The following is a 26,153-nucleotide window of genomic DNA, read 5'->3' as shown; positions in this document are numbered from 1 at the left end:
TTACCTCCTCGTTATTTTGATTTTTTAATTGTGATCAAGTCAGTGAAGTGGACGGTGTAGTTTGACTCACAAGAGACTGAATAACATCGTCCAATTCAGCCACAGTCTTCACTATACAATCTGCTTGCCACGCTGTTAAGTCATCTTTGTGCGCGAATGGTAAATAACCATAAGCCGCCAAAATGGTATACATCTGCGCGTTACGACCCGCATCGATGTCACGTGGATGATCGCCGACATAGATACAGTCTTCAGGTGCAATCGCGATGTGCTTGGCAGCCAAATACATCGGTTCAGGATCAGGCTTGGTCTGCGAGACATCTTCTGGGCAGACCAAAACCGCACAGCGTTCTGTCAAATTCAGCGCGTTTAATAATGCTTCACTGAGCCAGCGCGGTTTATTGGTGACGATGCCCCAAGGAATCTCTTGGTTTTCAAGTTTTTCAAGTAGCGGATACATGCCTGAGAACAGGTCAGTATCTACTGCGATATCGGCACCGTAGATATCTAAAAAACGCTGACGATGTGCCAGAAAAACCGGGTCTTCGACGGCAAGTTCTGGATAAACCAATTTCACCATCGCACGTGCACCTTCAGAGACTTGGCTACGGATCAGGTCTGCATCGACCACAGCGACGCCTTTTTCACGGCACATGTCTTGAATAATGCGAATAAAGTCGGCGGCCGTGTCGATCAGTGTGCCGTCAAGGTCGAATAAGACGGCTTTCATGCAGCACCTTCTTTGACGGTATAGACCATATAATTGACATCGACATTCGGCGCTAACCAATAGCGTTTGGTCAAAGGGTTGTAATGTAAACCCGTCATATCTTTCAGTTTGAGCCCTGCGCCGCGAATATCATGTGCCAGTTCTGATGGCTTAATGAATTTTTGATAATCGTGAGTGCCTTTGGCTAACATACGCAGTACATATTCAGCGCCAATAATAGCAAACAGGTAGGCTTTTGGATTACGGTTAATGGTGGAGAAGAATACATGACCACCTGGTTTCACCAGTTTATGGCAGGCTTCAATGATTGAGGCTGGATTGGGTACGTGTTCCAACATTTCCATGCAGGTCACGACATCGTATTGTCCTACTTGTTCTTCTGCGAGCTGCTCCACTGGAATTTGGCGATATTCGATATGCTCGACACCTTCTTGTTCTGCATGTAAACGTGCCACATTCAGCGGGGCTTCGCCCATATCAATGCCGAGTACATCTGCTCCACGACGTGCCATACTTTCAGCTAAAATTCCGCCACCACAGCCGACATCAAGAACTTTTTTCCCATTGAGTCCACCTGCATGTTCATCAATCCAGTTTAGGCGCAGTGGGTTGATCATATGTAAAGGGCGGAACTCCGAGTGCTGATCCCACCATATGGCAGCAAATGCTTCAAATTTGGCAATTTCTTGTGGATCAACATTCAGTTGCGACATCGTCTGCACCTCAATTTAAGTCATGATATTTAAAATGTTCAATAGGGCTTAGTGTAGCGTTTATTCTAGAAAAAGCGATAAAAGCCTGAAAAAAGTTCACAGAATGAAAACGAATTTGGCATATTTGATTTATAGTATTTGCATAAACTTATCATAATGATTTTGAGGACAATAAGCTCAATGAAAAAACTCCTTTTGAGTGGCTTAGCAACCGCTATTTTCGCAATTTCGGGCAGTGCATTGGCTGCAAATTTTGTGGCAGGTCAGGACTATATCGTCGTACCAACACCTGTACAGGTGGAAGTGCCAGGAAAAATTGAAGTCCGCGAATTCTTTTGGTATGGCTGTGGTCACTGTTTTAAACTTGAACCGCATATGCAGACTTGGTTGAAAAAATTACCGAAAGATGTGCGTTTCGTGCGTACCCCAGCAGCCATGAATCCAGTGTGGGAACAAGCGGCGCGAGCTTATTATGTGTCTGAGGCCTTGGGTGTGCGTAAAAAGACTCACCTGACGTTATTCCATGCCATTCATGATCAAAATCAACCAATTCTAGAGCAACCTGCTTTAGCCAAGTTCTATACTCAGTTTGGTATTCCTGAAGCGAAATTTAACAGCACTTATAAATCATTTGCGATCACTTCAAAAATTGCACAAGCACAAGACTTAGCCAAGCGTTATCAACTTAGTGGTGTACCTGCGGTGACGGTGAATGGTAAATATATTGTGCAAGGTGAAGATGCTAAAGTGACTCAAGTCGTGGACTATTTGATTGAAAAAGAACGTGCTGCAAAATAAGCTGAATCTGTTTTAAGTCCTTACTAAGTTAAAAAGCCTGCATCAGCAGGCTTTTTTATGGATTAACAATGTTTATTGCACACTCGATGCTGGCTGCAATAAATCCTCATAACGCAGCTCAATTTTTCTTAAGGTTTTTAAGCGCCAAAGTTGATGACGGGCTTCGGCTTCATAGCCATTAAAGGCCAAGAGTTTGGCAAATTTAGTCAAATCATAGGGAATCGGGTAGTTCAGTACCATTTCCTCATAGTCACGAATTTGCTCAGGGCTGACTTTGCTGTATGGATTTAACTGAATCCATGCAATGCGGCGGTTAAACTCCGACAGCAGTAAAATGTGATCTTGATTGGTGAACTTTTCAGGGGTGTGTTCATAACGAGAAGCTTGATTCAGCTTTGGTACCATCAACTCATAGTCACGAATAATCAATGCGACCAAGACCACACAGACAGTAAATGTGATCGGCATGGCAAAGCTCGGTAAAGTCCACGTTTTCACTTTTTGCTGGGATTGAATGATCCCTAGAATCAACCCGAGTGGTAGTAAGAAATAAGCATAGAACAACGGGAATTCAAGCATACCGTGAATCAGTAAAGCGCCGACCATCAGAAGGCCAATCACAGATTCGAGCGATGTCGCATGCTTTTGCAGTTGATAGCCCCAATAACTGAGATAGGCAAAAAATGGAATCGCAATTACTAATCCATTCCACACAATAAAGTCGAGAATGAAGTTGTGCGCACTTTTCACCCAAACGGGGCCTTGGAACTGATCACTGATTAGGGTGTAAGCCACACTGGTTTGATGCCAACCATAACCAAACCAAGGTCGCTCAGCAATGGCATGGAGCATCTGTTGCCAAATGGCAAGACGTGACATATCGCCCGTTGCTCGCGCAACTGCATCACGGGTTTGGGTTACTTCGACATTAGACAGCTGAGCCAACAGGTGGTTGAGCTGTGGAATAAACGCAGTAAATGCAATGAACAACGCAAACCATGCGAGGGCACTATACCACTTCAGTTGAACCACACCTTTGTACTGCTGATAGAGCAAATACAGCAATATACAGATACTTGCGACCCATGATGTGCGGGACTGACTCAGTGCCACCGCAAATAGCATGAATGCAGCACTGACGCACAGCAGAATCGAGTTGAATTTTTTCTTTTCGAATAGGTACAGTGTGCCGAGTAAGGACAGTATCAGAAAGCTTGCCATATTGTTCGGCTGAGCAAAGTTGGCATAAGGACGATCGCCTTTTAAAGCGGTCATGCCGGGAATGTACTGTTCAATATTGAGCCATTGGCAAGTGGCGATGAGCGCTGTTACCAGACCGACCGACCAAAATACAGTACACAGACCACTAAATAATTGCTCACGTTCTAAGGGTTTTTGGCTCAGATTAAAGCCTAAAACCATACTCAACCAGAATGCAAAGATATATAAGCCACACATCAGTGCTTTGCTGAAAAAGAACAGCTCGCCAAAACCGTACTGAATGAAGGGCACCAGACTCAATAGCAATAGTGGCAGACTCACTTTCGGGAGCAAGAGTTTTTCTTTTAAAAATAAGGCAGAGAGTGCAAATAAAGATAAAAATGCAAACAATTCACCTGTATAGGTGACCCAAGGTCGATAATGAATGGGCAATAGCCATGCCAAGGCAATACAGACACTCGCCGCTAAAAAAAGAAAAAAACGCATAGGAGCTACAGATGAAAAAACTGGCTCTATGATAGTGAAAAAGCATCCAAGTTTGAGTAAAGCGCATTAAAAATTTTGTAATACAGCAAAAATTACGTCTGTGAGCGGCTTAATGTAAGGTCGGGTTGGCTTGTTTGGTTTGAGCAGATGGTCGTTGCCAATTGGAGATTCCACGGAACATGAGTTGAATCTGCACGATGGTTTGTAGTTTAAATTCAGCCCGCTGCTGTTGGAGTTTATCGGGAGCCACATCTCGACTCAAACCAATCCAGCGCATGGCCCAGTTAAAAGAGGCATCCATTAAAATATTGGCCAAAACTTTGAGGTCTTCGCTGTCATGAATATGTTGCATGCTTTCAATACGGGTTAATTCATGGGCGAAGTCATCGATTAAAAAGGCAATTTCTCGCTCAACGGCAGCACGGATCAAGGCTGACCCACCCCAACGTTCTCCAATCAAGAAAATCCATTGTTCAGGATGTTGCTCTACAGCATGAAAAAATAGGTCTAGACTGTGCTCAATCGTGGCATGTGGACCATAAACATAGCTTTGTCCCAATTGGGTTAACATACTTTTGATGTGGAGCGCCGCTTGGTCGACCAGTTCAAGTCCTAACTCATCTAAGTCATTAAAGTGGCGATAAAAAGCGGTCGGTACTAAACCCACTTGGCGAGTGACTTCACGGAGACTAATGCGAGCAAAGGAACGTCCCGAGGTGCTGAGTTGTAATGCAGCATTCAGCAAAGCTTGGCGGCTTTGTTGTTTACGTTCTTCCCGAATCGACATGGATTATTGCCTCAGTCTCTTTTAAGCTTCAGTTTAACAAAGAATATGGATGGGTAGGGAAGTAGGCGATCAATTACAAATGCAATGCAGTCAGACAAATGCTTTGGGTCTGCTTCTGCTATACTATGTGCCAACCTATTTAGTCAGATGAAGGGCGTATTATGCGTATCGACCAACGAACATTAGATCAATTACGTGATGTCACCATTACTCGTAACTACACACGTTATGCGGAAGGTTCGGTATTGGTTGAGTTTGGTCATACCAAAGTTCTTTGTACTGCAAGTATTGATAACTCCGTACCACGCTTTTTAAAAGGCAAGGGTCAGGGCTGGGTAACCGCTGAATATGGCATGTTGCCGCGTTCGACGCATACCCGTAGTGACCGTGAGGCTGCGCGTGGTAAGCAAAGTGGTCGTACTCAAGAAATTCAACGTTTGATTGGCCGTAGTCTACGCGCAATGGTGGATTTAAAAAAACTCGGTGAAAATACCATCACCATCGACTGTGATGTGATTCAGGCAGATGGCGGTACACGTACTGCTGCGATCACTGGTGCTGCCGTGGCTCTCATTGATGCGATGAATACGTTGCTTGAGAAAAAGAAAATTAAGCAAGATCCATTAAAAGGCTTAGTGGCTGCAATTTCAGTCGGAATTTTCCAAGACGAAGTGCTTTTAGACTTGTGTTATGAAGAAGACTCAAACTGCCAAACGGATTTAAACGTGGTCATGACCCAAGCCGGCGAGTTTATTGAAATTCAAGGCACGGCAGAAGATAAACCATTTACCCGTGTACAGTGCAATGCCATGTTAGAAATGGCAGAAAAGGGCATTCAAGAATTGGTGAAAAAACAACAGCAAGCACTGGGCTGGTAAGTTTTAACCCAATAAAAAACGCACTTGAGAGTGCGTTTTTTATTGGGTGTCGTTTGAATGCAAACTATTGGAATTAAGCATTAAAACGCATAGAAAGGTCGACTGCTTTGACATCTTTGGTCAACACACCCATCGAAATATAATCCACGCCTGTGGTTGCGACTTCACGTAAATTGGCAATGGTGATATTCCCTGATGCTTCCAATTTACAACGTCCTGCAACATGCTTGACCGCATCAATCATTTGTTGCTGGCTAAAATTGTCTAACATCACGATATCAGCTTGGGCTTCCAATGCTTGCTCTAATTCCGCCCAGGTTTCAACTTCGACTTCGACAGGTTTGCCCGGGGCAATTTGATGCGCTTTGGCAATGGCTTGGGCGATGCCGCCTGCCGCCATGATGTGATTTTCTTTAATTAAAAAAGCATCGAATAAGCCTAAACGATGGTTTTGACCGCCGCCGACCGCGACAGCATATTTCTGGGCAATACGCAGACCCGGTAGGGTTTTACGGGTATCGAGTAACTTGGTGTTTAAGCCATCGAGCTGTTTGACATATTCCGCAGTTTTGGTTGCTACAGCAGATAGCGTTTGTACAAAGTTGAGTGCAGGGCGTTCAACCGTAAGTAAGCTGCGCGCTGAACCCGCCAGTTTAAAAATGGTTTCATTGGCAAAAACCAGATCGCCATCGTTTTTGAGCCACGTGATTTGTACACTAGGATCAAAAGCTGCAATTAATGCATTGACCCAAGGCTGACCTGCAAGAATCATGTCTTCACGGCTAATAATGGTCGCAGTCGCTTGTTCATCTTCAGGTGTTAAAAGTGCCGTAATGTCACCATCACCGATGTCTTCTTGTAATGCCTGTTGAATATTCAGTTGAATAGATTGTTCAAGCAGTTGCTGCGATATGCTCATCCGATTGTCCGTATCTTTATAGAAGCCATGAAAATTGCGCAATATATTAGCATTTTTCCTGAAAAAGGCGTGAAAATTTCAAAATCAAACGCTGACCAATTTGAGAAATAACGGGGAAAGATTTAGCATGAGAGACATTAAAAAAGATTGCCCAAAGGGCGTAATGGATTTGAGGAATAAAAATATGCAGGTCATTCCGTCGTTTCAAGTGCACGCAGGGCAACTGCTAGGAGCGAGACAAATTCCATCGCCTAATTTTAATGCACGTCCTGCTGATACTGAGATTCAACTGATTGTCATCCATAATATCAGTTTGCCTCCCTCACAGTTTGGTGGCGGCTATATTGAACAATTTTTTCAAAATCAATTGGATTGGTCAGTACATCCATATTTTCAAACCATTCAAGGCATGCAAGTCTCAGCGCATTTACTGATTTTAAGAAGTGGCGAAGTCTTACAATTTGTCAATTTTAACGACCGTGCATGGCATGCAGGACGCTCAAGCTATCTGGCTAAAAAAGAGTGCAATGATTATTCAATTGGCATTGAGCTTGAGGGCAGTGATGACTTACCTTTTGAAGATGCTCAATATGAAAAATTGGTACACGTGACGGCCTGTTTACAACAGGCCTATCCTCAAATTCAGCAGCATTTGGCAGGACATTCCGATATTGCGCCAGGACGTAAGACCGATCCAGGCGCATTTTTTGATTGGTTAGGCTATCGAAATCGTTTGCAGCAGTTAAAAAGTCAATGAATTGAGAGTCAACAACAACATTAAACAATCAAATATTCGCTGAAGTTTCATTACAATAGCGGCAAATGAAAAACTAGGTGGATACGATGGCGCTGTGGCGGTCAACCGTAATTGTAAGTGCAATGACCATGCTTTCTCGGGTCTTGGGTTTGGTACGAGACATTGTCTTACTAAATGTCTTTGGTGCGGGGAAAGATTTCGATACCTTTGTGGTGGCCTTTCGTATCCCGAACTTCTTCCGTCGGCTATTTGCTGAGGGAGCATTCTCACAGGCGTTTATTCCAGTACTGACCGAATATAAAACTGGGCGTAACCATGCGGAAGTTCAAATTCTGATTAGCCGAGTCTTTGGTTGTTTGATGACCGTTATGACGGCTTTAACCTTCATTGCTATGGTCGCAGCTCCAGCAGTGCTATACATCTATGCACCGGGTTTCCATGCCGATCCAGAGAAGTTCGACCTCGCGGTTTCAATGTTTCGCCTCACCATTCCTTATTTATTGTTTATGTCGCTGACGGCATTTGCCAGCAGTATTCTAAATAGTTATGGTTCCTTTGCTTCCCCCGCATTTTCACCAGTATTGCTGAATGTTGCGATGATTGCAGGAGCATGGTGGTTGACGCCGTATATGGCGGAGCCGATTATGGCACTCGGTTGGGCAGTGATTGCTGCGGGTGTATTGCAACTGGCGATCCAAATTCCTGAACTTTGGCATAAAAAGTTACTGATTCCACCGAAAGTTGATTTTAAGCATGAAGGTGTGGATCGCATCATGAAATTGATGCTGCCTGCGCTATTTGGTGTTTCTGTCACGCAAATCAACTTACTCCTGAACACCATTTGGGCTTCGTTTATGCAAGACGGTTCAGTGTCATGGTTGTACAGTGCGGAACGTATGACTGAATTACCTTTGGGCTTGATTGGGGTAGCGATTGGTACGGTGATTTTACCCGCGTTGTCGACCCGTCATGCAGAGCAAGATATGTCGAAGTTTCGTGGCATGATGGATTGGGCTGCGAAGGTCATTGTTTTGGTGGGGGTGCCGGCTAGTATCGCTCTGTTTATGTTATCGACCCCCATTATTCAGGCCCTATTCCAACGCGGACAATTTACCCTTGAAGATACACAAATGACGGCTTTGGCGCTGCAATGTATGAGTGCTGGGGTGATTTCATTTATGTTGATTAAAGTCTTTGCACCTGGATTTTATGCGCAGCAAGACACCAAAACACCAGTCCGTGTCGGTTTAATGGCCGTTGCCGCAAATGCGATTTTAAACGTGGTGTTTATTGGCTTCTTTAAATTGATTGACTGGCAGGCAGAGCATATGGCTTTGGCTTTAGCCTCTTCGGGCTCTGCTCTGGTGAATGCGGGGATGTTGTATTTCTATCTACACAAGCGCGATATTTTCCGTTTTGGCACACACTGGAAAAAACTGTTTATTCAGTTTGGTATTGCTAACGCCGTGATGATTGTGGCTTTGTGGTATGCATTGACTTGGTATAATGGTGACGTGTCACAGTGGATACGCGTTGCCGAAGTGATCGGGTTGTGCGTGGTCGGCGTTGTGGCATATGCGGTTGGTTTGCTCTTTACTGGGTTTAGACCACGTCATCTCAAACATGAAGCATAAAACAAAGCAGTACTTTATTTTTTACTGCGAGCGAAGCGCGTAGCTTAAAAAAGCATGGCTTGATTGAAGAATAGATTGAACTTAATAAAAAGCCTGATCACGAAGATCAGACTTTTTATTTTGTATATAGCATTGCCTTTGCATTGCTGCCTTATTTTGGCAACACTTCAATCAGTTCCACATCAAAAATCAAGGTGCTATTCGGTTCAATCACATCGCCTGAACCAATTTGGCCATAGCCCAGTTTAGCGGGAATAAAGAAGCGATATTTTGCGCCTTCTTTCATCAACTGTAAGCCTTCAGTCCAACCTTGAATCACTTGGCTGACTTGAAACTCCGCAGGCTGTTGGCGTGCAATCGAGCTGTCAAAAACGGTCTGATCAATCAGACGTCCTTCATAATGAACTTTGACTCGACTGTTGGCCTTGGGTGACTTGCCTTGACCTTGTTGTAAAACCATATATTGCAGGCCTGAAGCCGTGGTTTTCACCTCGGGTTTTTTCGCATTTTCAGCTAAAAAGGCTGCACCAATTTTGGCATTTTTATCAGCCAGTTGTTTCACTTCTAATAACTGTTTTGCCTCGGCTTGGCGTTTATATTGGGTGAGTACACGCGCCATTTCTTCATCGCTTAATGATGCAGCTTGGCCTTTAGATGCTTCACGTAACCCTTGCACAAAAGCATCGAGATCTAAATCTTGAATTGATTCAGCATTGCTACGACCCATGAGATAGCCAAAGCTATAACCGACTTGTTGGTTGATGCTGCTTTTATTATTAATCGGTGCAGCAAAAACAGGTGTAGAAAGTAACAAGCCACAGAGTAATGTTGTTTGAATTTTCATCTTGTATTCTCAATAAAAAGAGGAGAGCAAAAGCTCTCCTTTGATTGACTTGTCTTATTTTACTTTGATCAGTTCAACATCAAAAATAAGCGTGCTGTTGGCTGGAATCATACCAGGTACACCTTGTGGGCCATAACCTAAGTTCGAAGGGATGTAGAGGGTCGCTTTCCCACCTTCTTTCATGAGTTGTAGACCTTCAGTCCAACCTGGAATCACTTGGTTTAAAGGAAACTCAATCGGTTCGCCACGTTCAAGCGAACTATCGAAGACTTTACCGTCGACCAATTGGCCTTTGTAATGCACGGTCACGACAGAGCTGGCAGTGGGTTGCTTGCCTGTACCTTCTTGTGTAATTTTGTACTGTAAGCCTGACGCTGTGGTTTTCACCCCAGGTTTTTTCGCGTTTTCAGTTAAGAAGCTGTCACTGGTTGTTTGTGCTTGCTTTGCATCATTGGCCTGTTTTTGCTGCATTTCTTGTTGGAACTGCTCATAGGCTTGTTTTAATTCTTCTTCGCTATAGGCAGGTTGGCTACGAGCATGACCGGCACGGACACCCGTTACAAAACTGTTAATATCGAGTTCTGGTGGAGTTTGATGAGCAACCTCATAACCCAGTGCATAGCTAATTTTTTCTACGGCAGATGCATTTTTTGAAACTTGGGCTTCGGCTGAAGCTGGGTGTTGAGATGCATAATAAACGGGAACAAGTGCAGCACCGCCTAGAATAACAGCTACAGCAATGGGTAAGGCTTTACTCATGTGAAATTTTTCCTAATTCTATTACATTCAAAAAGTTTTTTAGCATCTTAGCAGACTTCATGAATGACGTGTTTTGTACCACCAGTACATTTTCAAATTAATATATGCCGAAGTCCTTAAAAAAACTATAAGGATTTGAATATATAAACGTTTGTCATACAAAATAAAAAGCCAGAAATCAAGTTCTGGCTTTTTATCGGCTAATAGCTGTCTTTAGTCTGATTCTTTATTGGCTTTATAAGCATAAGCATAATTGTAGCCATAACCTGAACCAGCTGTACGTTGAATGTCATTCAGAATGAAGCCATTGACTTTAACACCTGCTTGTTCAAAGCGATTGATGGTTAACTCAAGCTCTTTCATTTGTGTTTTCGCATAACGCGCAATCACTAAATTAACGCCTGTATATTGAGAAATAATAATCCCATCCGTTACAGCCAGTACTGGTGGTGTGTCGATGATCACATGATCGAACTTCTCAGACAGTTGTTCCAAGACGTTCTTAAACTGAGCCGAGCTTAAGAGTTCAGATGGATTGGTTGGACTTTTACCTCTGGAGATGACGCTTAAGCCAGGTACTTCAGTATTTCGAATCACTGTCTCTAAGCTGTGTTGGCCATTGAGTAATTCAGTGAGACCTGGTTGAGTGTCGTAGTTAAAGTACTTATGTAAATATCCACGACGTAAGTCAGCATCTACAATCAAAACACGTTTATCGCTTTGCGCCAAAATTGTGGCTAAGTTGGTCGAAATAAAAGATTTCCCGACTTCTGGTGCTGGGCCTGAAATCATAATCAGGTTATTTTTTGCAGAACTTAAAGCAAAATGAATGGCGGTACGCATACTACGTAAGCTTTCAATCGCAATATCATCACTGTTTTTAACAGCCAAAATAGGAATATTCTTTTTCTTCTTCAAAATATTGATGCGACTTTCTTGAACAGGAGAACGTGGTACAGTGGCATAAACAGGTAAATCTAACTCATTTTCAATTTGAGCTGAATCTTTAATGCCTGTACGCATCATGTTACGCAATAATGCCAAGAGTGTACCCAGGAAACCACCAACAAAGATGGATAAGATGAGCACAATCAGTGATTTTGGCTTAATCTTCTCAAACGGTTTAACCGCTGTATCAACAATGCGGACATTACCAATCTCACCTGCATTTGCAATTTTGAGTTGTTGGTAGTTATTTAAGAGCGCAGTGTATTGCTCAGCATTGACTTTGACATCACGATAAAGTTGTAAATATAAACGTTGAGTTTCTGGTAGTTGCTTCAAAGCTTGATTTAACTGTTCTTTTTTACTGCTTAATTCCGTTAATTGGGCATTAATTTCCGCCATTAAAGGATGGTCGCTGGTATATTTAGCAGAAAACTCAGCTTGTTTTTGCTTCAGCTCAATCATTAAACGTTCGAGTTCAATATTTTGCTTTAATAACAGTTCAGATTCTTGCGTCACATCAACCGTATTATATTTTTCACGGAATTTATTGAATTGAATTTCAGAGTCTTCGAGCTGCTGCTTGAGTATAGGCAGTTGCTTGTCTAAGAAAGCGAGCGTTTGCGTTGATTCTAGAGATTTCCGCTCAATATTTTGTTTGTGATAGACACTTAAAATATGATTGAGAACTTTAGTGATATGTTCTTTATCTGTGCCTTGGTAATTTAAACCAATCACGCCCGTCATTTTGCCACGTTCAGCAACAGCATAATTCAACATTAGGTTTTTCATTGCTGTTGGTAGAGCGTATTTTGTGATTTTAAGTTCTGGGACTAGATTGTTATTATTTACAATATACACTTGCCACAAGCCATACGGACTAGGCACTTGATTCTTGACATTGGTTTTGCCTTCAAAAACAACTTCATCTTTATGTAGTAGTTGAAATGTGTTTGATTCTTTGAATTTTAGTTGAAGGGGTTCATCTAGATAGAAATCAGGGACATTCAATTGTTTAATTTGAACTACGGATGATTTATTTTGATAAACCACTTCAGTTGGAGTGTAATCAACTGTTGACTTTTTCTCTGAAATCAAACGATTAAATGCGGAGTCTTCTGGGGCCTTGATTTCAATATCAAGGTTGAGATCTCGAATCACTTGTCCCAAAACCATGCGAGATCTTAGAACTTCAATTTCTGCATCGGCTGGTGATTTTTGCCCCATCGCTCCTGAGAGTTGGCTTAACTCGCCTAATAGTGCTGCTGAGGCAGCACTTTTGCTGTCTTCAACGAGAACCATCGCATCTGTAGCATAAATGGGTTGAGTGACTCTTAAATAAAGTAATGCACAAATTAAACTAAAAATAACACAAAGAGCAATGAGTTTCCACTGAGCAATCAGAGAAAAAAATAACTCTTTTAAGTCGATTGTATCTTCGCTAGTGCTAGAGTTTTGATTCATAATTTAATATCGTAATAATTTAAAAATGTGATTTCCAATCAGCAACAAAGCGTTGAATATTGCTACAGGTTATATCAAAAAAGTCTTGATCGTGTTGATAAGGGTCAGGGACATTTTTTCCTTGCCAGTGGCCTAATCTAAAAACCTTACCTTTTGCAAACGGCCATTGTTTTTCTATATGCTGAGCCTGATTCGTACTCATTACTAAAATTAAGTCTGCTTGCTTAATTAAAGATGCATTGATCTGTTTTGCAATATGTGGACGCATATCAATATTAAATTGGTCCATACAATGAATTGCTTTTTCATCTGCATGATGTCCTACCATTGCGGACAATCCTGCAGATTCAATGTGTTGGTTTGGGCAATTCGTCTTTAGGAAATATTCTGCCATCGGGCTACGGCAAATATTTCCGACACAGACAACCAGTATATTTTTAAACGCCATAACTATTTCCCAAGCTGATCAAAACTATAAAGTGCGCTCGAGAATGGAATGATCTGATTGACTACACGTTGCCAACGAGTCAAACCAGTTGCATCAATGTATACAATGTCATTCTTTTTCATGGAAAATTGATTGGCTAATGCTAGATTACCTATACTACTCAAATTTAAGTGATAGATAGTTGACTGCTTTTGATCTAAATCTGTACGCATGACATAAATTCTAGCTGCACTAGCTGAGTAAGGGTTAATCCCTTCACTTTCACCCAATACATCACTTAAAGACATGCCTTGATCGCGTAAGTTAATCGCTTGGCTTTTACTTGATTCACCCATAACATAAAGTTTTTGATCTTGTTTTGTATTTACAAAAATTGTGTCATTCGGGCGAATTAATAAATTATGTAGTGATAAACCATTTTTTTCGAGTTGAATGGTATTTAAATTATACGTAGCACCATTTCGAATAAGTTGAATATTAGTGGTGTCGCCAGTTTTGGTATCAATACCACCAGCTTGACCTAGCGCGGTATAGAGGCTGATGGGTTGATCATTTAAAGTGTATTGGCCACTTTTAAGTACTTGACCATTTACGAAGTATCTTTTGCCTTCGTAAGATAACACTCTAACGACAACATCAGGGTGTTTTAAATATTTACTAAATTGACTACGCAAATATGTATTCGCTTGAGCAAGCGTTTTCCCAGCAATTTTAACTGACCCGACTAAAGGAAGCTGTACATTACCGTTAGGATCAATGGGATAACCAACAGCTTTTACATTAGTTGCATCTTGAATTGGTGGTGTAATTTCAGGATAAGCCCAAAGTTGGATCGATAGAACATCACCTGCACTTAATTTATATATGGATTGCTGATGCTGAAATAACGTTTGAATTTGAGCTAAATTTTGCGAATTCGCTTGAGAAATAGCAGGAATATTATTTTGTGTCAAAGGTACAACACTTAATTCAGCACCTTGATCTGTTTTATAGGAACCTTGTTGTGGTAAATCATATGTCTGAAGTCCAGGGGTCATTGCACATCCTGTAATTCCTAAACTCAAAACCAGCATAACGCTATAACGATAGTAATTCACTCGAATATAAATCCTATTTATAAATTTGAATGTTTTTGAACGGGCCAATGAACCCTAATTGTACGTTTCAGACTGCAAAATTCTATACTATTCGCGCTATTTAATATAGTTATTGATGTTTTAAAACGTAATTCGATTAGGTTTTTTATAAAATATAAAAAATGTACCTGAGACTTTGATCTTAACAAAATAGCATATAGATAAAAAGGACCATAGATTTGATCTATTTGAATCGGGAAGTATGACTTTTTATGTATGTTTAGAACATCATTACACAATCGAAATTTGATTTTCTGATATAATTTAACGCTATTTACAACATAACGATGATTGATGATTCATCGATGACATAGGCTTCAGTATGTTACAACTCTCCGAATTAAAAATTGCCATCATCGGATTAGGTTATGTCGGTTTACCGCTAGCTGTTGAGTTTGGAAAAAAAGTTCCCGTGATAGGCTTTGATATTCACCAGAAGCGTATTGATGAGCTACAGAGCGGACAAGATCATACTTTAGAAGTTTCACCAAAAGAATTAAAGCAAGCAACGCATTTAAGCTACACCACGAACCTACAGCAGTTAGCAGATTGTAATTTCTTTATTGTTACAGTTCCAACCCCGATCGATGAATTTAAGCAACCCGATCTGACTCCCTTGGTTAAAGCATCCGAAAGTATTGCTAGAGTACTGAAAAAGGGTGATGTGGTTGTCTATGAATCAACGGTTTATCCAGGTGCAACTGAAGAAGTTTGTATTCCTGTTTTAGAAAAAAATTCAGGATTAAAATTCAATCAGGATTTTTATGCAGGTTATAGTCCTGAGCGTATTAATCCGGGTGATAAATTGCACCGCGTTACTAATATTTTAAAAATCACTTCGGGTTCAACACCTGCAGTCGCTGATTATGTCGATCAAGTCTATAACTTGGTTGTTGAAGCAGGCACACATAAAGCAGCCAGTATTAAAGTTGCAGAAGCTGCGAAGGTGATTGAAAACACTCAGCGCGATGTGAATATAGCTTTAATTAATGAATTGGCGTTGATTTTCAATAAAATGGGCATTGATACGGAAGCGGTATTAGAGGCTGCTGGAACTAAATGGAATTTCCTTCCATTCCGTCCGGGTTTAGTCGGTGGGCACTGTATCGGGGTTGATCCGTATTACTTAACTCATAAAGCACAGTCGATGGGTTATCATCCTGAAATTATTTTAGCGGGTCGCCGTTTAAATGATGGTATGGGTGCTTATGTGGTGACTCAACTGGTTAAAGCCATGTTGAAAAAACGCATTCAAGTTGAAGATGCCAAAGTACTGATTTTAGGCCTAAGCTTTAAAGAAAACTGCCCAGATATTCGTAATACACGCATCATTGATATCGTCAATGAACTCAAGGAATATCACACTCAGATTGATGTCTATGACCCTTGGGTAGATGCTGCTGAGGCTGAGCATGAATATGGCATTCAGCCAATTTCGACTTTAGAAGATGGCAAATACGATGCAGTCATTCTTGCGGTTGCCCATCAGCAATTTAAGGTGATGGGCGCTGATGCAATTCGTGCTTTGGGTAAAGCTGATCATGTGCTGTATGACTTGAAATATGTGTTATCTCAAGCCGAATCTGATCTACGTTTGTAAGGAGCATACCATCATGAATCAATATCAACAGGTATGTGACAAGCTCAAAACTGCACCTAAAACTTGGTTGGTGACAGGTGTAGCAGGTTTTATTGGCTCGAATCTTTTAGAAACGTTACTCAAACTCAATCAAACTGTGGTGGGTTTAGATAACTTTGCCACAGGTCATCAGCATAATTTGGATGAAGTACAAAGCTTAGTGACTGAGGCGCAATGGGCAAAATTCAGCTTTATTGAAGGTGACATACGTCAGTTTGCAGATTGCCAAAAAGCATGTGTAGGTGTGGATTATGTCTTGCATGAAGCCGCTTTAGGCTCAGTACCACGTTCAATTGCCGATCCGATCACCACCAATGAAACCAATATCAGTGGTTTCTTAAATATGCTCACTGCTGCGCGTGATGCAGGTGTTGCAAGCTTTACTTATGCAGCCAGCAGTTCGACTTATGGTGATCATCCCGCATTGCCAAAAGTGGAAGAAAATATTGGTAAACCACTTTCACCCTACGCAGTGACGAAGTACGTCAATGAGTTATACGCAGACGTATTTGCGAAAACTTATGGGTTTAAAGCAATTGGCTTACGTTACTTTAACGTGTTTGGTCAACGCCAAGATCCGAAAGGCGCTTACGCAGCAGTGATCCCGAAATGGACATCATCAATGATTGCTGGTGAAGATGTGTTTATTAACGGTGATGGTGAAACCAGTCGAGATTTCTGTTTTATTCAAAATGTGGTGCAAGCGAATATTTTAGCTGCGACAACGCAAAGCGATGAAGCAAAAAATCAGGTCTATAATGTTGCACTAGGTGACCGCACAACTTTGAATGAGTTGTACCGTGCGATTCAGGCAGCGCTTTCGACAAACGATGTGAACTTTGAGCGTGATCCTGTGTACCGTGAATTCCGTGCGGGTGATGTACGTCATTCACAAGCCAGCATTGCCAAAATTAAGCAGCATTTGGGTTATGCACCGCAGTTTAAAATTGCCGAAGGTATTCAGTTGGCCATGCGTTGGTACGTAAACAATTTAAAATGATATTGAACAGATGATTGCGAAATTTTTCGCAAAATATCAGTCCATTGGACTGATTACATTAAGTTTACTGGTCGGTGCGATAATTACATTTATCGCACTTCCTGTTTTAACACGCCTATATTCTGTTGCTGACTTTGGTACTTACGGGATTGCATTGGCGATTGTCAGTATTTTATCCACGGTTGCCAATTTACGTCTTGATCAAGCATTGTTAGTCGCGGACGAGCAAGATAAAAAGAGTCTGATTTTTGAAGGGGCTGTATTCTCAACTGCGATTGCTGTCATTAGTGGCATCGTCATCAGTGCAATTTTAAATGTTGAAATGGCAGGGGCAGTTGCTACAGGTGTGCTTGCCAATACCCTGATTCAGAGTCTGTATAATTATCAGTTTTCAGCACATAAAGAATATTTCTGTGCAGGTTTAAATGTTTTCCGTAGTGCCATCGTGGTGGCGATTCAACTCTCCTTACCGCTCGTGATGCAAATTAGCTTGGTGAACAGTTATAACCTGAGCTCGATCATCATGATTGTGGCAGTGTTGATTTATTTAATAAAGCATCAACTGTATCAAGTCAGTTGGCAGGCATTTAAACATTACAAAGATTTTATTTATGCCAATACACCACATGCGTTGCTGAATAGTTTTTCACATAATTTACCCTATTATGTGGTATCGCATTTTGTCGGTGTACAGGCGATGGGTTTCTATGCCATTGTCGAACGGACTTTGCGTGTTCCGATTAATCTTATTTCACAAACCCTACGTCAGTTTTTTATCCGTAAATTTAAAGATGCGGATTCAAGCCAAAATGCGTTAAAAGCCAGTGTGCTGCTCAGTTTGGTTTCACTGCCGTTATTTGCCTTGGTCTTTGTATTGCCTGAATCTTTATATTTATGGGTTTTTGGCAGTGAATGGGTGGGTATTTCGAGCTATTTCCAAATTTTAGCTTTGGGCTATTGGGCGATTTTCTGTAATCCACCAAGCTCCGCTTTTCTGATTGCTCAGCGCAACAGCCAAGTATTGTTTAAGTTGCAAATCGTAGAACTCATGATTAAGTTCGCATTATTTGCAGGCTTCTATGCAGTCTTTGCTGATAAAGTGTATTTGTTACTTGCGGTACCTGTGGCATTAATTTTCTATAACTTTGCCATTTTATATGTGGTGTGGAGAAATAAAAACTGATGTTTTTTAAAATTTTAAAATACATGAATTGGTTTGCTTCACAGTGCCGTAAAGTGATGTACAACATGGCATTTGGCACGCAATTCCGTTACTTCGGCAAAGGCTGTACGGTTGATATTAGCGGACAAGTCAAGATCGGTAAGAATGTCTATATTGGCGATCATGTCAGTTTAATTGTCGAGCAAGGTGCGATTTTAGAAATTGCAGATAACAGCTTTATTGGTGAAAGCTGTTATATCAAATGCTTTGGTGGCAAGGTGTCGATTGGTCAAGACGTTAGCATTAATTCTAAGTCTTTTATCAATGGCTGTGGTGGTATCACGATTGGCGATAACACCCGTATTGGTACGCAAAGTATTTTGATTGCCAGCAACCATAAATTTGGTGAGCCTGATCTGTTGGTGAAAGATGCGATTACCAAGCAGGGCGTGAGTTTAGGGAAAAATATTTGGCTTGGTGCGCGGGTGACGGTACTCGATGGCGTGAAAATTCCAAATGATTCGGTGATTGGGGCATGTAGCCTCGTGTCGAAACCTTTGTTTGAATCAGGGGTGTATGTCGGTATTCCGGCCAAAAAAATCAAATCTGTATAAAGTGCTATGCATATCGTAAAACACATTTTCAGCGTAAAATAGCTGACTTATTTTCCTCCTTTTAAGTTGCCCCGCCTCATTCAGGTACTGTGTATGTCATTTATGGTTTCTGCGTTTCGACAGCTGTTTGATCTTGCTTATTTTATGGCAAAGGGCAGTGTGGCTTATGCACGTAAAAAAGGTGTGAAAGTTGGTGAAAACTGCCGAATCTATATTAAAAGTTGGGGCTCGGAACCGTTCTTGGTCAGCATTGGCGATCATGTGACGGTCACTTCAGGGGTGAAATTTATTACTCATGATGGCAGTACCTGTTTAATCAAAGATGAGCAAGGGAAGCGCTATCAACGCTTTGCCCCAATTCAGGTGGGTTCGCATGTCTTTATTGGTGTGAATAGCATTATTATGCCTGGAGTTACGATTGGCTCAAATGTGGTGATTGGAGCTGGTTCTGTGGTGACTAAGGATATTCCTGATAATAGTGTAGCGATTGGTGTGCCAGCTAAAGTGGTATCCAGTTTTGCTGATTATCAAGCCAAAATTCAAAGTAGCTGTGCCAGTGATACTGATTTAGCGGGTATTACGGATTATCGCGAGCGCGTGGCACGTGCCATGGCGATTCAAGCTTCAAAAAACCACCTTTAATATTCTCCCATTTCATAAAGTTTAGGTCTGCATATGTTGAATAAAGTCATGTTCTTTTTGCCAAGCTTGGGCGGTGGCGGTGCAGAACGTACGGTCATTCAACTGGCGAACAGTTTTGCTGAACAAGGACTTAAAATTCATTTAGGCGTATGTGACCTGAATGGCGATAAAGCCAAGCTGTTACCCGAAGTGAGTTCTAAAATTGAATTGGTCAATTTTAATTGCGGTCGGGTGATGAATAGCATCACGCCCTTAAAACTGAAAATGAAAGCTGAGCAATACGACTGCTTGGTGGCAACGCAAACCCATACCAATATTGTGGCAGGCATTGCGAAAAAGCTTGCAGGTGTTGCAACGCGATTGATCTTCCGTGAAGTATCAACGCCATCCAAAAACTTAAAATTGCAAGGTATTGCTAAATTTGTGCTGAAAACTTTGGTGAATTGGACTTATCCCATGGCACAGCAAGTGGTCTGTGTCTCTAAAGGGGTTGAAGCCGATTTTCGTGAATATTATGGCTATAAAAATAATAATCTGAGCACGATTTATAACCCTGTATTGGACGATGCCTATTTTGAAAAGCTTAAAGCGCCAGTCACACACAAATTTTTGAACGGTAACAATAAAGTAATTTTGGCAGTGGGGCGTCTCACTGAAGCAAAGAACTTTGGTTTTCTGATCCGCTCCTTTAAAGTCTTGCAAGATCAGAATCCTGAAACCCGATTATTGATTTTAGGTGAGGGTGAACTGCGTGCAGAGTTTGAGGATTTAGTTACCGACTTAGGTTTAAAAGACGTGGTGGATTTGCCGGGCTTTGATGCCAATCCATACGCTTATTTTAAATATGCATCGCTGTTTGTTTTAAGTTCCAATTGGGAAGGTTTGCCTGGAGTACTCATTCAGGCGTTGGCATCCAAAGTCAAAGTGGTCAGTACTGATTGCCCAAGTGGTCCACGTGAAATTTTAGACCATACCAAGTTCGGTTTATTGGTCGAATGCAATGATCAGATAGGTTTAACCCAAGCGATGCAGCAGGCGATTTTTGCAGATTATGTGCAATATCAAGAAGCTGATTTTGAAGCGCATATTCAGCAGTTTCATAAGCAAACCGTACTCAAGCAATATTTGCGAATGATGGAGTCTGCATCATGACTAAACCATTAATGGTGCATGTGATTACCAACTTTGCGGGCGTGGGAGGTGCTGAGATGATGTTGGCACGCCTGATCCAATGCACAGAGCAGCAGTATAAACATGTGATCATTGCATTGATGAAAACCTCTGAGGTTTATCAACGTACTTTAGATTGTTGTCAGTCATATTATGCACTGCAGTGGAATGGTTTAAATACGTTGGGTACGATTCAAAAACTGCGTGGTTTACTGAAACAACTACAACCCAAAACCGTGCAATGTTGGATGTATCATGCCAATGTGCTCACAAGTTTAAGTATGCTTGGTTTAGCTCAAAAACCGAATGTGGTGTGGGGCATTCATCATTCTCTTGCTTCTCCTAAAGATGAATCCATCAGCACGAAAATTGCCTTAGGCTTAAGCAAAATACTGTCCCAACAAGCCAGTGCCATTATTTATTGTGCGCATTCGTCTATGCAGCAGCATCAGGTCTTTGGCTTTAAAAATGCCAATAGTCAAGTGATTGCCAATGGCGTGTTTTTAGATAAATTTCAGCCCAATCCTCAATTGCATGAACCAACCGTGATTGGTTTTGCAGGGCGTTATCACACGGCCAAAGGCTACCCCTATTTGTTTGAAACCATGGGCTTGCTGAAAGATAAAAACATCATCTTTAAAATTGTTGGCAGCGGCGCGAGTTTAGAAAATCCTGAAGTAAAAGCCTTGTTTGAGCAGTATCAGTTAGATGCCGAAAAAGTGCATTTGCTTGATCAAATCTCAGATATGCCTGCTTTTTATCAATCGGTTGATGCTTTTCTGATGACTTCAATTACCGAAGGTTTTCCGAATGTGTTGGTCGAAGCCATGGCATCAGGTTTGCCTTGTATCAGCACAGATGTTGGTGATGCGCAATATATTGTGCAAGAGCTTGGCGAAATTGTACCGCCGCGCAATTCGGCTGTATTGGTGCAAGCAACTTTAAATTATGTGCAGCAAAGCAATGATGAAAAATTGCAGTTGAAACAAGCCGTGCGTGAGCGCGTAGAAGCACATTTCAGTATTGAGAAAGTGAGTCAGCAATATATGCAAGTTTGGGAGCAAAGCCGTTGAAATTTCTGATGATCAGCAGTTTTTTGCCATCTGTACTCAATTTTCGTGGCAAGTTATTAGAAGCGATTTCTGCGCACGGCTATGAAATTCACATTATGGCACCTGAATTCGCATCATTCCCAGAAGAACAGCAAAAACTGCAAGCCCTGGGCTATCATCTGCATGAGATTCCCATGCAGCGTACCGGCACCAATCCACTGGCGGATTTAAAACTGTTAAAACATATCTATCGGCAAATTCGTCAAATTCAGCCTGAGTATGTGCTGTCCTATACTATTAAACCGGTCATTTACGGTACCTTGGCGGCTTGGCTTGCGAAAGTACCGCATCGTTTTGCCTTAATTACAGGTTTGGGCTATGCCTTTCAAAATGTGGAATCTGGCAAGCGTAGTCTGTTTCAAAAGCTGGTGCATGGCTTATATGCGCAAGCGCTCAAACGTAGCGACAAAGTCTTTTTCCAAAACCCTGATGATTTAAAGCTTTTCCAGGACATGCATTTGCTTGATGCCAATAAACCAAGCGTGGTGGTGAATGGTTCAGGGGTAAATGTACAAGACTTTGATGTCATGCCTTTACCGAAAGATGATGCAGGCGTGGTCAAAGCCTCATTCTTGCTCATTGCACGGCTTTTGGGGGATAAAGGTGTGCGTGAATATGCTGAATCGGCACGTATCATCAAAGCACAATATCCTGAAGCTGAGTTTCATTTGGTCGGTTGGATTGATGATAATCCTTCGGCCATTTCGCAAGCTGAACTTGACACGTGGATTGCCGATGGTCGCCTCAAATATTGGGGTAAGCTCAGTGATGTCCGTCCTGCAATTGCGGAAAGCTCGGTCTACGTTTTGCCCTCCTACCGTGAAGGCACGCCACGTACGGTACTAGAGGCGATGGCTATGGGACGGGCGATTATTACCACCGATGCACCAGGTTGTCGTGAAACGGTATTGCACGGTGTGAATGGTTATTTGGTTGCAGTGAAATCAGTCGATGAGCTGGTGCAATGCATGCAATACTTTATTGAAGATCCAAAACTGATTGAGTATATGGGACAGCGTTCGCGAGAAATTGCGCTGAATAAATATGATGTGCATCAAGTGAATAAGCACATGATGGCTGAAATGGATATTCATTAAAGGCGATTCACCCAATTTAAGAGACGATCCAAATGACCTTAAAATATATAAAAAGTGATTTATACCGTTATACCGGCCATGTCAGTTTTAAAACCTTTTTGAAAACTTATTTTTTCAATCGTGGTTTTAATTTTTCATTTTGGCTGCGTTTAGCCAGCGCTCAAAGCGCGTGGGCAAAACTGGCCTATCCTATTTATTATTATAAAAAAAAGCAGTACGGCATTGATATTCATACCACGACTCAAATTGGCTACGGCTTGTTGATTGGGCATGGCGGGCCGTTGGTCGTTAATCCGACAACTGTGATTGGCAATAATGTGAATTTATCGCAATTTACCACCATTGGTGCAAATGGCGGTCGTCAAGCCGCAGAAATTGGCGATAATGTTTATATTGGGCCCAATGTCTGCATCATTGAGCATGTCAAAATTGGTAATAATGCCACTATAGGTGCAGGAAGCGTTGTGACAAAAGATATTCCTGAAAATGCAACTGCGGTAGGAAACTACGCGAAAGTGATCAGCATGAATAATCCGGGTCATGCAGTTAATCGTCGTTGGACAGATTTCTAAAAGGCTATATGGTTTGGCAGCGTTTAGAATGAGGAATATTTGAGTCCCTTTGACCGTTGAAATATTTTACAAATCTGATGGCTTTGGACAGGGTATAATCATTGCTATAAATGGATACTATTTCCTCATCTTTATCTAACCTCAAGAGTGAACCATGTTAAAGCGCTTATTGGATATTGTGATTGCATCATCTGCGCTAGTGCTGCTGTCTCCTGTATATGCTTTTGTGGCCTATAAGGTGCGAAAAAATTTGGGTTCACCCGTGTTGTTCCGTCAGGTGCGTCCGGGGCTAAATGGCAAACCTTTTGAAATGATAAAATTCCGCAGTATGAAAGATGCGGTTGATGCACAAGGTCATTCCTTGCCCGACAGTGAGCGTTTAACACCCTTTGGTCAAATGCTGCGTTCCAGCAGTTTGGATGAAATGCCCGAACTGTGGAACGTAATTAAAGGTGAGATGAGTATCGTGGGACCACGCCCGTTATTGATGGAATATTTGCCTTTATATAATAGCGAGCAAGCCAAACGCCATGATGTACGTCCCGGCATCACGGGCTATGCGCAGGTGAATGGACGTAATGCCATCTCATGGGAAAAGAAGTTTGAACTCGACACATGGTATGTCAACAATCAGTCCTTGTGGCTCGACTTTAAAATCATGCTGAAAACCGTCAAAAAAGTACTCGCGAAAGATGATATTAGTGCCGAAGGTGATGTCACGATGCATAAATTCACAGGCAGCAAACATGACTAAGCTTTATGCCGTATATGGTGCTTCGGGGTGTGGACGTAGTTTGATGCCTGTAGCACGTCAACAATTAGCACGTCAGCAAGAGCCTGCTGAAATTGTGTTTATTGATGATGCTTTGACTGAAATTACCATAGTGAATGGTCATCGTGCCATGAACTACCCACAATTTAAAGCGGAGCCTGTATCTTTCAAAGCGGTACTGATTGCAATTGCCAATAGTCAAGTACGTGAAAAAATTGCGCTGAAACTGGAGCAAGATGGTCTTCCATTGTGGTCAGTGCAGGCAGATAATACGCTGCTGATGGATACGGTAGAACTTGGCGCAGGTGCTGCGTTGAGTCCTTTTGTCACGATTACATCCAATATTAAAATTGGCAAATGTTTTCATGCCAACTTATATAGTTATGTCGAGCATGATTGTGTAATTGGTGATTTCGTCACGTTTGCACCGGGCGTAAAATGCAACGGTAATATTCATATAGAAGACCATGTTTATATTGGTGCAGGTGCCGTGATTAAACAAGGCACACCTGCGCAACCTTTGGTGATTGGTCGTGGTGCTGTGGTGGGTATGGGCGCTGTGGTGACCAAAAGCGTGCCTGCGGGCGTAACAGTGGTGGGAAATCCTGCCCGTATACTGACCAGTAAATGATAAATTTAGGAAAAACTCATGTTAAACACTGCATTTGAACCGTGGCCAAGTTTCACCTCAGCTGAAGCAGATGCGGTGTCAAAGGTCCTTTTATCCAATAAAGTCAATTATTGGACAGGACAAGAGTGCCGTGAGTTTGAAAAAGAATTTGCAGCATTTGCACAGACGCAGTATGCCGTCGCTGTAGCGAATGGCACAGTCGCACTGGATTTGGCCTTAAAAGCCCTTGGCATTGGCACAGGCGATGATGTGATCGTCACTTCACGGACATTTCTTGCATCTGCCAGTTCAATTGTGACGGCTGGTGCCAATCCTGTTTTTGCCGATGTTGAACTGGATTCACAGAATATTTCACGCCGTACGATTGAAGCTGTGCTTACTCCGAAAACCAAAGCCATTATTTGTGTGCATTTGGCGGGTTGGATGTGTGATATGGATCCGATCATGCAGTTGGCTGAGGAAAAAGGGATTTGGGTCATAGAAGACTGTGCCCAAGCCCATGGTGCATTCTATAAAGGTCAATCCGCAGGTTCAATCGGGCATATTGGCGCATGGTCATTTTGTCAAGACAAGATCATGACCACGGGTGGTGAAGGCGGTATGGTTACCACCAATGATGAAAATTTATGGAAAAAAATGTGGTCATATAAAGACCACGGTAAAAACTTTGACAGCATTTATAACAAACAGCACCCGCCTGGCTTTCGTTGGTTACATGACAGCTTTGGCACCAACTGGCGCATGATGGAAATGCAGGCTGTTATCGGACGTTTACAACTCCAAAAAATGCCAGAATGGACGCAAGTGCGTAATGCGCATATGCGTCGCGTTTTAGCAAGTTTTGAAAATAACCCTTATTTTACTGTGGCAATGCCACCTGCGAATTATGTTCATGCGGCATATAAGGCTTATGTCCAAGTGAATACAGCACAATTGCCAGAAGGTTGGTCGCGTGATCGCATTATGGCGGAAATTAATGCACTGGGTGTGCCATGCTTTAGTGGTTCATGTTCAGAAGTGTATTTAGAAAAAGCCTTTGATGGAACACCATGGCGACCTGAGCAACGATTGGTCAATGCCAAAAGCTTGGGGGACAGCAGTTTAATGTTCTTGGTACATCCGACTTTGTCCGACAGCAACATGCAAAAAACGGTGGATAGTATCCAACAGGTGATCTCACAAATCTCCATGTGAAACAGCGTATAATTTGCCATGCAATTTTT

General features: G+C 42.0%; 26 protein-coding genes. 16 read left to right on the top strand and 10 right to left on the bottom strand.

Annotated elements, in window-relative coordinates; genetic code table 11:
* Nucleotides 1-34: 34 nt before the first annotated feature.
* Together ACF8FD_RS12390 and ubiG are read right to left on the bottom strand one after the other, a co-directional pair.
* Nucleotides 35-730, bottom strand: coding sequence for an HAD family hydrolase (locus ACF8FD_RS12390; RefSeq protein ID WP_392453450.1), 696 nt, complete (start codon nucleotides 728-730; stop codon nucleotides 35-37).
* Entirely contained in the window at nucleotides 727-1,443 is a 717-nt protein-coding gene (gene ubiG, locus ACF8FD_RS12385; RefSeq protein ID WP_234304280.1) for a bifunctional 2-polyprenyl-6-hydroxyphenol methylase/3-demethylubiquinol 3-O-methyltransferase UbiG, read from the bottom strand. The genes ACF8FD_RS12390 and ubiG overlap by 4 nt, the downstream gene beginning before the upstream one ends.
* A 180-nt stretch (nucleotides 1,444-1,623) precedes the next feature.
* Between ubiG and ACF8FD_RS12380 the strand changes: the two genes are divergently transcribed.
* The gene (locus ACF8FD_RS12380; RefSeq protein ID WP_392453449.1) at nucleotides 1,624-2,241 is read left to right on the top strand and encodes a thiol:disulfide interchange protein DsbA/DsbL; all 618 of its coding nucleotides are present in this window, start codon (nucleotides 1,624-1,626) and stop codon (nucleotides 2,239-2,241) included.
* Between the two features lie 72 nt (nucleotides 2,242-2,313).
* Here the strand turns inward: ACF8FD_RS12380 and ACF8FD_RS12375 are convergent, their stop codons facing one another.
* Both ACF8FD_RS12375 and ACF8FD_RS12370 read right to left on the bottom strand, forming a co-directional pair.
* Nucleotides 2,314-3,948 carry an O-antigen ligase family protein gene (locus ACF8FD_RS12375; RefSeq protein WP_392453448.1) on the bottom strand — a complete coding sequence of 545 codons (1,635 nt, stop codon included), beginning with the start codon at nucleotides 3,946-3,948 and terminating at the stop codon, nucleotides 2,314-2,316.
* A gap of 109 nt (nucleotides 3,949-4,057) precedes the next feature.
* The gene (locus ACF8FD_RS12370) at nucleotides 4,058-4,735 is read right to left on the bottom strand and encodes a TetR family transcriptional regulator (RefSeq protein ID WP_270428596.1); all 678 of its coding nucleotides are present in this window, start codon (nucleotides 4,733-4,735) and stop codon (nucleotides 4,058-4,060) included.
* A gap of 161 nt (nucleotides 4,736-4,896) precedes the next feature.
* On the opposite strand from ACF8FD_RS12370, the gene rph reads away from it, so the two are divergent.
* Nucleotides 4,897-5,613, top strand: a complete 717-nt coding sequence (gene rph, locus ACF8FD_RS12365; protein ID WP_004684198.1) for a ribonuclease PH — start codon at nucleotides 4,897-4,899, stop codon at nucleotides 5,611-5,613.
* Nucleotides 5,614-5,686: 73 nt separating this feature from the next.
* Here rph and nadC read toward each other — a convergent pair whose 3' ends face one another.
* On the bottom strand, nucleotides 5,687-6,532 hold the full coding sequence (gene nadC, locus ACF8FD_RS12360; protein WP_392453447.1) for a carboxylating nicotinate-nucleotide diphosphorylase: 846 nt from the start codon (nucleotides 6,530-6,532) through the stop codon (nucleotides 5,687-5,689).
* A 184-nt stretch (nucleotides 6,533-6,716) separates the two neighbouring features.
* On the opposite strand from nadC, the gene ampD reads away from it, so the two are divergent.
* Complete coding sequence (ampD, locus tag ACF8FD_RS12355; protein ID WP_392453459.1) at nucleotides 6,717-7,289, top strand: 1,6-anhydro-N-acetylmuramyl-L-alanine amidase AmpD; 573 nt, start codon at nucleotides 6,717-6,719, stop codon at nucleotides 7,287-7,289.
* Between the two features lie 77 nt (nucleotides 7,290-7,366).
* Nucleotides 7,367-8,923, top strand: a complete 1,557-nt coding sequence (gene murJ, locus ACF8FD_RS12350) for a murein biosynthesis integral membrane protein MurJ (RefSeq protein WP_392453446.1) — start codon at nucleotides 7,367-7,369, stop codon at nucleotides 8,921-8,923.
* 151 nt (nucleotides 8,924-9,074) lie between these two features.
* Here murJ and ACF8FD_RS12345 read toward each other — a convergent pair whose 3' ends face one another.
* The 5 genes from ACF8FD_RS12345 to ACF8FD_RS12325 all read right to left on the bottom strand — a co-directional run bounded on the left by ACF8FD_RS12345 (nucleotide 9,075) and on the right by ACF8FD_RS12325 (nucleotide 14,456).
* Nucleotides 9,075-9,767: an FKBP-type peptidyl-prolyl cis-trans isomerase gene (locus ACF8FD_RS12345; protein ID WP_392453445.1), complete on the bottom strand. Its 693-nt coding sequence runs from the start codon at nucleotides 9,765-9,767 to the stop codon at nucleotides 9,075-9,077.
* A 54-nt stretch (nucleotides 9,768-9,821) separates the two neighbouring features.
* Nucleotides 9,822-10,526: an FKBP-type peptidyl-prolyl cis-trans isomerase gene (locus ACF8FD_RS12340; RefSeq protein WP_058952446.1), complete on the bottom strand. Its 705-nt coding sequence runs from the start codon at nucleotides 10,524-10,526 to the stop codon at nucleotides 9,822-9,824.
* Nucleotides 10,527-10,739: 213 nt separating this feature from the next.
* Nucleotides 10,740-12,935 carry a polysaccharide biosynthesis tyrosine autokinase gene (locus ACF8FD_RS12335; RefSeq protein ID WP_392453444.1) on the bottom strand — a complete coding sequence of 732 codons (2,196 nt, stop codon included), beginning with the start codon at nucleotides 12,933-12,935 and terminating at the stop codon, nucleotides 10,740-10,742.
* Nucleotides 12,936-12,954: 19 nt separating this feature from the next.
* A complete protein-coding gene (locus tag ACF8FD_RS12330; RefSeq protein WP_125274495.1) occupies nucleotides 12,955-13,383 on the bottom strand; it encodes a low molecular weight protein-tyrosine-phosphatase in 429 nt (142 codons plus the stop codon).
* Between the two features lie 2 nt (nucleotides 13,384-13,385).
* Nucleotides 13,386-14,456: a polysaccharide biosynthesis/export family protein gene (locus ACF8FD_RS12325; protein ID WP_201704305.1), complete on the bottom strand. Its 1,071-nt coding sequence runs from the start codon at nucleotides 14,454-14,456 to the stop codon at nucleotides 13,386-13,388.
* Nucleotides 14,457-14,841: 385 nt separating this feature from the next.
* Here ACF8FD_RS12325 and tviB point away from each other — a divergent pair, with 385 nt between their 5' ends.
* The 12 genes from tviB to ACF8FD_RS12265 all read left to right on the top strand — a co-directional run bounded on the left by tviB (nucleotide 14,842) and on the right by ACF8FD_RS12265 (nucleotide 26,124).
* Nucleotides 14,842-16,119: a Vi polysaccharide biosynthesis UDP-N-acetylglucosamine C-6 dehydrogenase TviB gene (gene tviB / locus ACF8FD_RS12320; protein ID WP_278344853.1), complete on the top strand. Its 1,278-nt coding sequence runs from the start codon at nucleotides 14,842-14,844 to the stop codon at nucleotides 16,117-16,119.
* Between the two features lie 13 nt (nucleotides 16,120-16,132).
* Entirely contained in the window at nucleotides 16,133-17,158 is a 1,026-nt protein-coding gene (locus ACF8FD_RS12315) for an NAD-dependent epimerase/dehydratase family protein (protein ID WP_278344854.1), read from the top strand.
* 10 nt (nucleotides 17,159-17,168) lie between these two features.
* A complete protein-coding gene (locus tag ACF8FD_RS12310) occupies nucleotides 17,169-18,341 on the top strand; it encodes a lipopolysaccharide biosynthesis protein (protein WP_392453443.1) in 1,173 nt (390 codons plus the stop codon).
* A 23-nt stretch (nucleotides 18,342-18,364) separates the two neighbouring features.
* Nucleotides 18,365-18,934, top strand: coding sequence for an acyltransferase (locus ACF8FD_RS12305; protein ID WP_392453442.1), 570 nt, complete (start codon nucleotides 18,365-18,367; stop codon nucleotides 18,932-18,934).
* A gap of 93 nt (nucleotides 18,935-19,027) precedes the next feature.
* A complete protein-coding gene (locus ACF8FD_RS12300) occupies nucleotides 19,028-19,576 on the top strand; it encodes an acyltransferase (protein ID WP_278344857.1) in 549 nt (182 codons plus the stop codon).
* A gap of 33 nt (nucleotides 19,577-19,609) precedes the next feature.
* On the top strand, nucleotides 19,610-20,728 hold the full coding sequence (locus ACF8FD_RS12295; protein WP_392453441.1) for a glycosyltransferase: 1,119 nt from the start codon (nucleotides 19,610-19,612) through the stop codon (nucleotides 20,726-20,728).
* Nucleotides 20,725-21,819 (top strand): glycosyltransferase, encoded by a 1,095-nt coding sequence (locus ACF8FD_RS12290; RefSeq protein WP_392453440.1) that lies wholly within the window; start codon nucleotides 20,725-20,727, stop codon nucleotides 21,817-21,819. Before ACF8FD_RS12295 ends, ACF8FD_RS12290 begins: the two co-directional genes overlap by 4 nt.
* Nucleotides 21,816-22,955 (top strand): glycosyltransferase family 4 protein, encoded by a 1,140-nt coding sequence (locus ACF8FD_RS12285; protein ID WP_392453439.1) that lies wholly within the window; start codon nucleotides 21,816-21,818, stop codon nucleotides 22,953-22,955. Before ACF8FD_RS12290 ends, ACF8FD_RS12285 begins: the two co-directional genes overlap by 4 nt.
* Nucleotides 22,956-22,987: 32 nt before the next feature.
* On the top strand, nucleotides 22,988-23,527 hold the full coding sequence (locus tag ACF8FD_RS12280) for a serine O-acetyltransferase (RefSeq protein WP_004684225.1): 540 nt from the start codon (nucleotides 22,988-22,990) through the stop codon (nucleotides 23,525-23,527).
* 154 nt (nucleotides 23,528-23,681) lie between these two features.
* Complete coding sequence (locus ACF8FD_RS12275) at nucleotides 23,682-24,281, top strand: sugar transferase (protein ID WP_004684226.1); 600 nt, start codon at nucleotides 23,682-23,684, stop codon at nucleotides 24,279-24,281.
* Nucleotides 24,274-24,930, top strand: coding sequence for a NeuD/PglB/VioB family sugar acetyltransferase (locus ACF8FD_RS12270; RefSeq protein WP_004684228.1), 657 nt, complete (start codon nucleotides 24,274-24,276; stop codon nucleotides 24,928-24,930). The genes ACF8FD_RS12275 and ACF8FD_RS12270 overlap by 8 nt, the downstream gene beginning before the upstream one ends.
* An 18-nt stretch (nucleotides 24,931-24,948) precedes the next feature.
* Complete coding sequence (locus ACF8FD_RS12265; protein WP_004684230.1) at nucleotides 24,949-26,124, top strand: DegT/DnrJ/EryC1/StrS aminotransferase family protein; 1,176 nt, start codon at nucleotides 24,949-24,951, stop codon at nucleotides 26,122-26,124.
* The last annotated feature ends 29 nt before the right edge of the window (nucleotides 26,125-26,153 follow it).

The sequence above is a fragment of the Acinetobacter sp. TYF_19 genome (assembly GCF_043105125.1).
Taxonomy (GTDB): Bacteria; Pseudomonadota; Gammaproteobacteria; order Pseudomonadales; family Moraxellaceae; genus Acinetobacter; species Acinetobacter johnsonii.
This window is presented reverse-complemented; position numbering and strand designations above follow the sequence as displayed.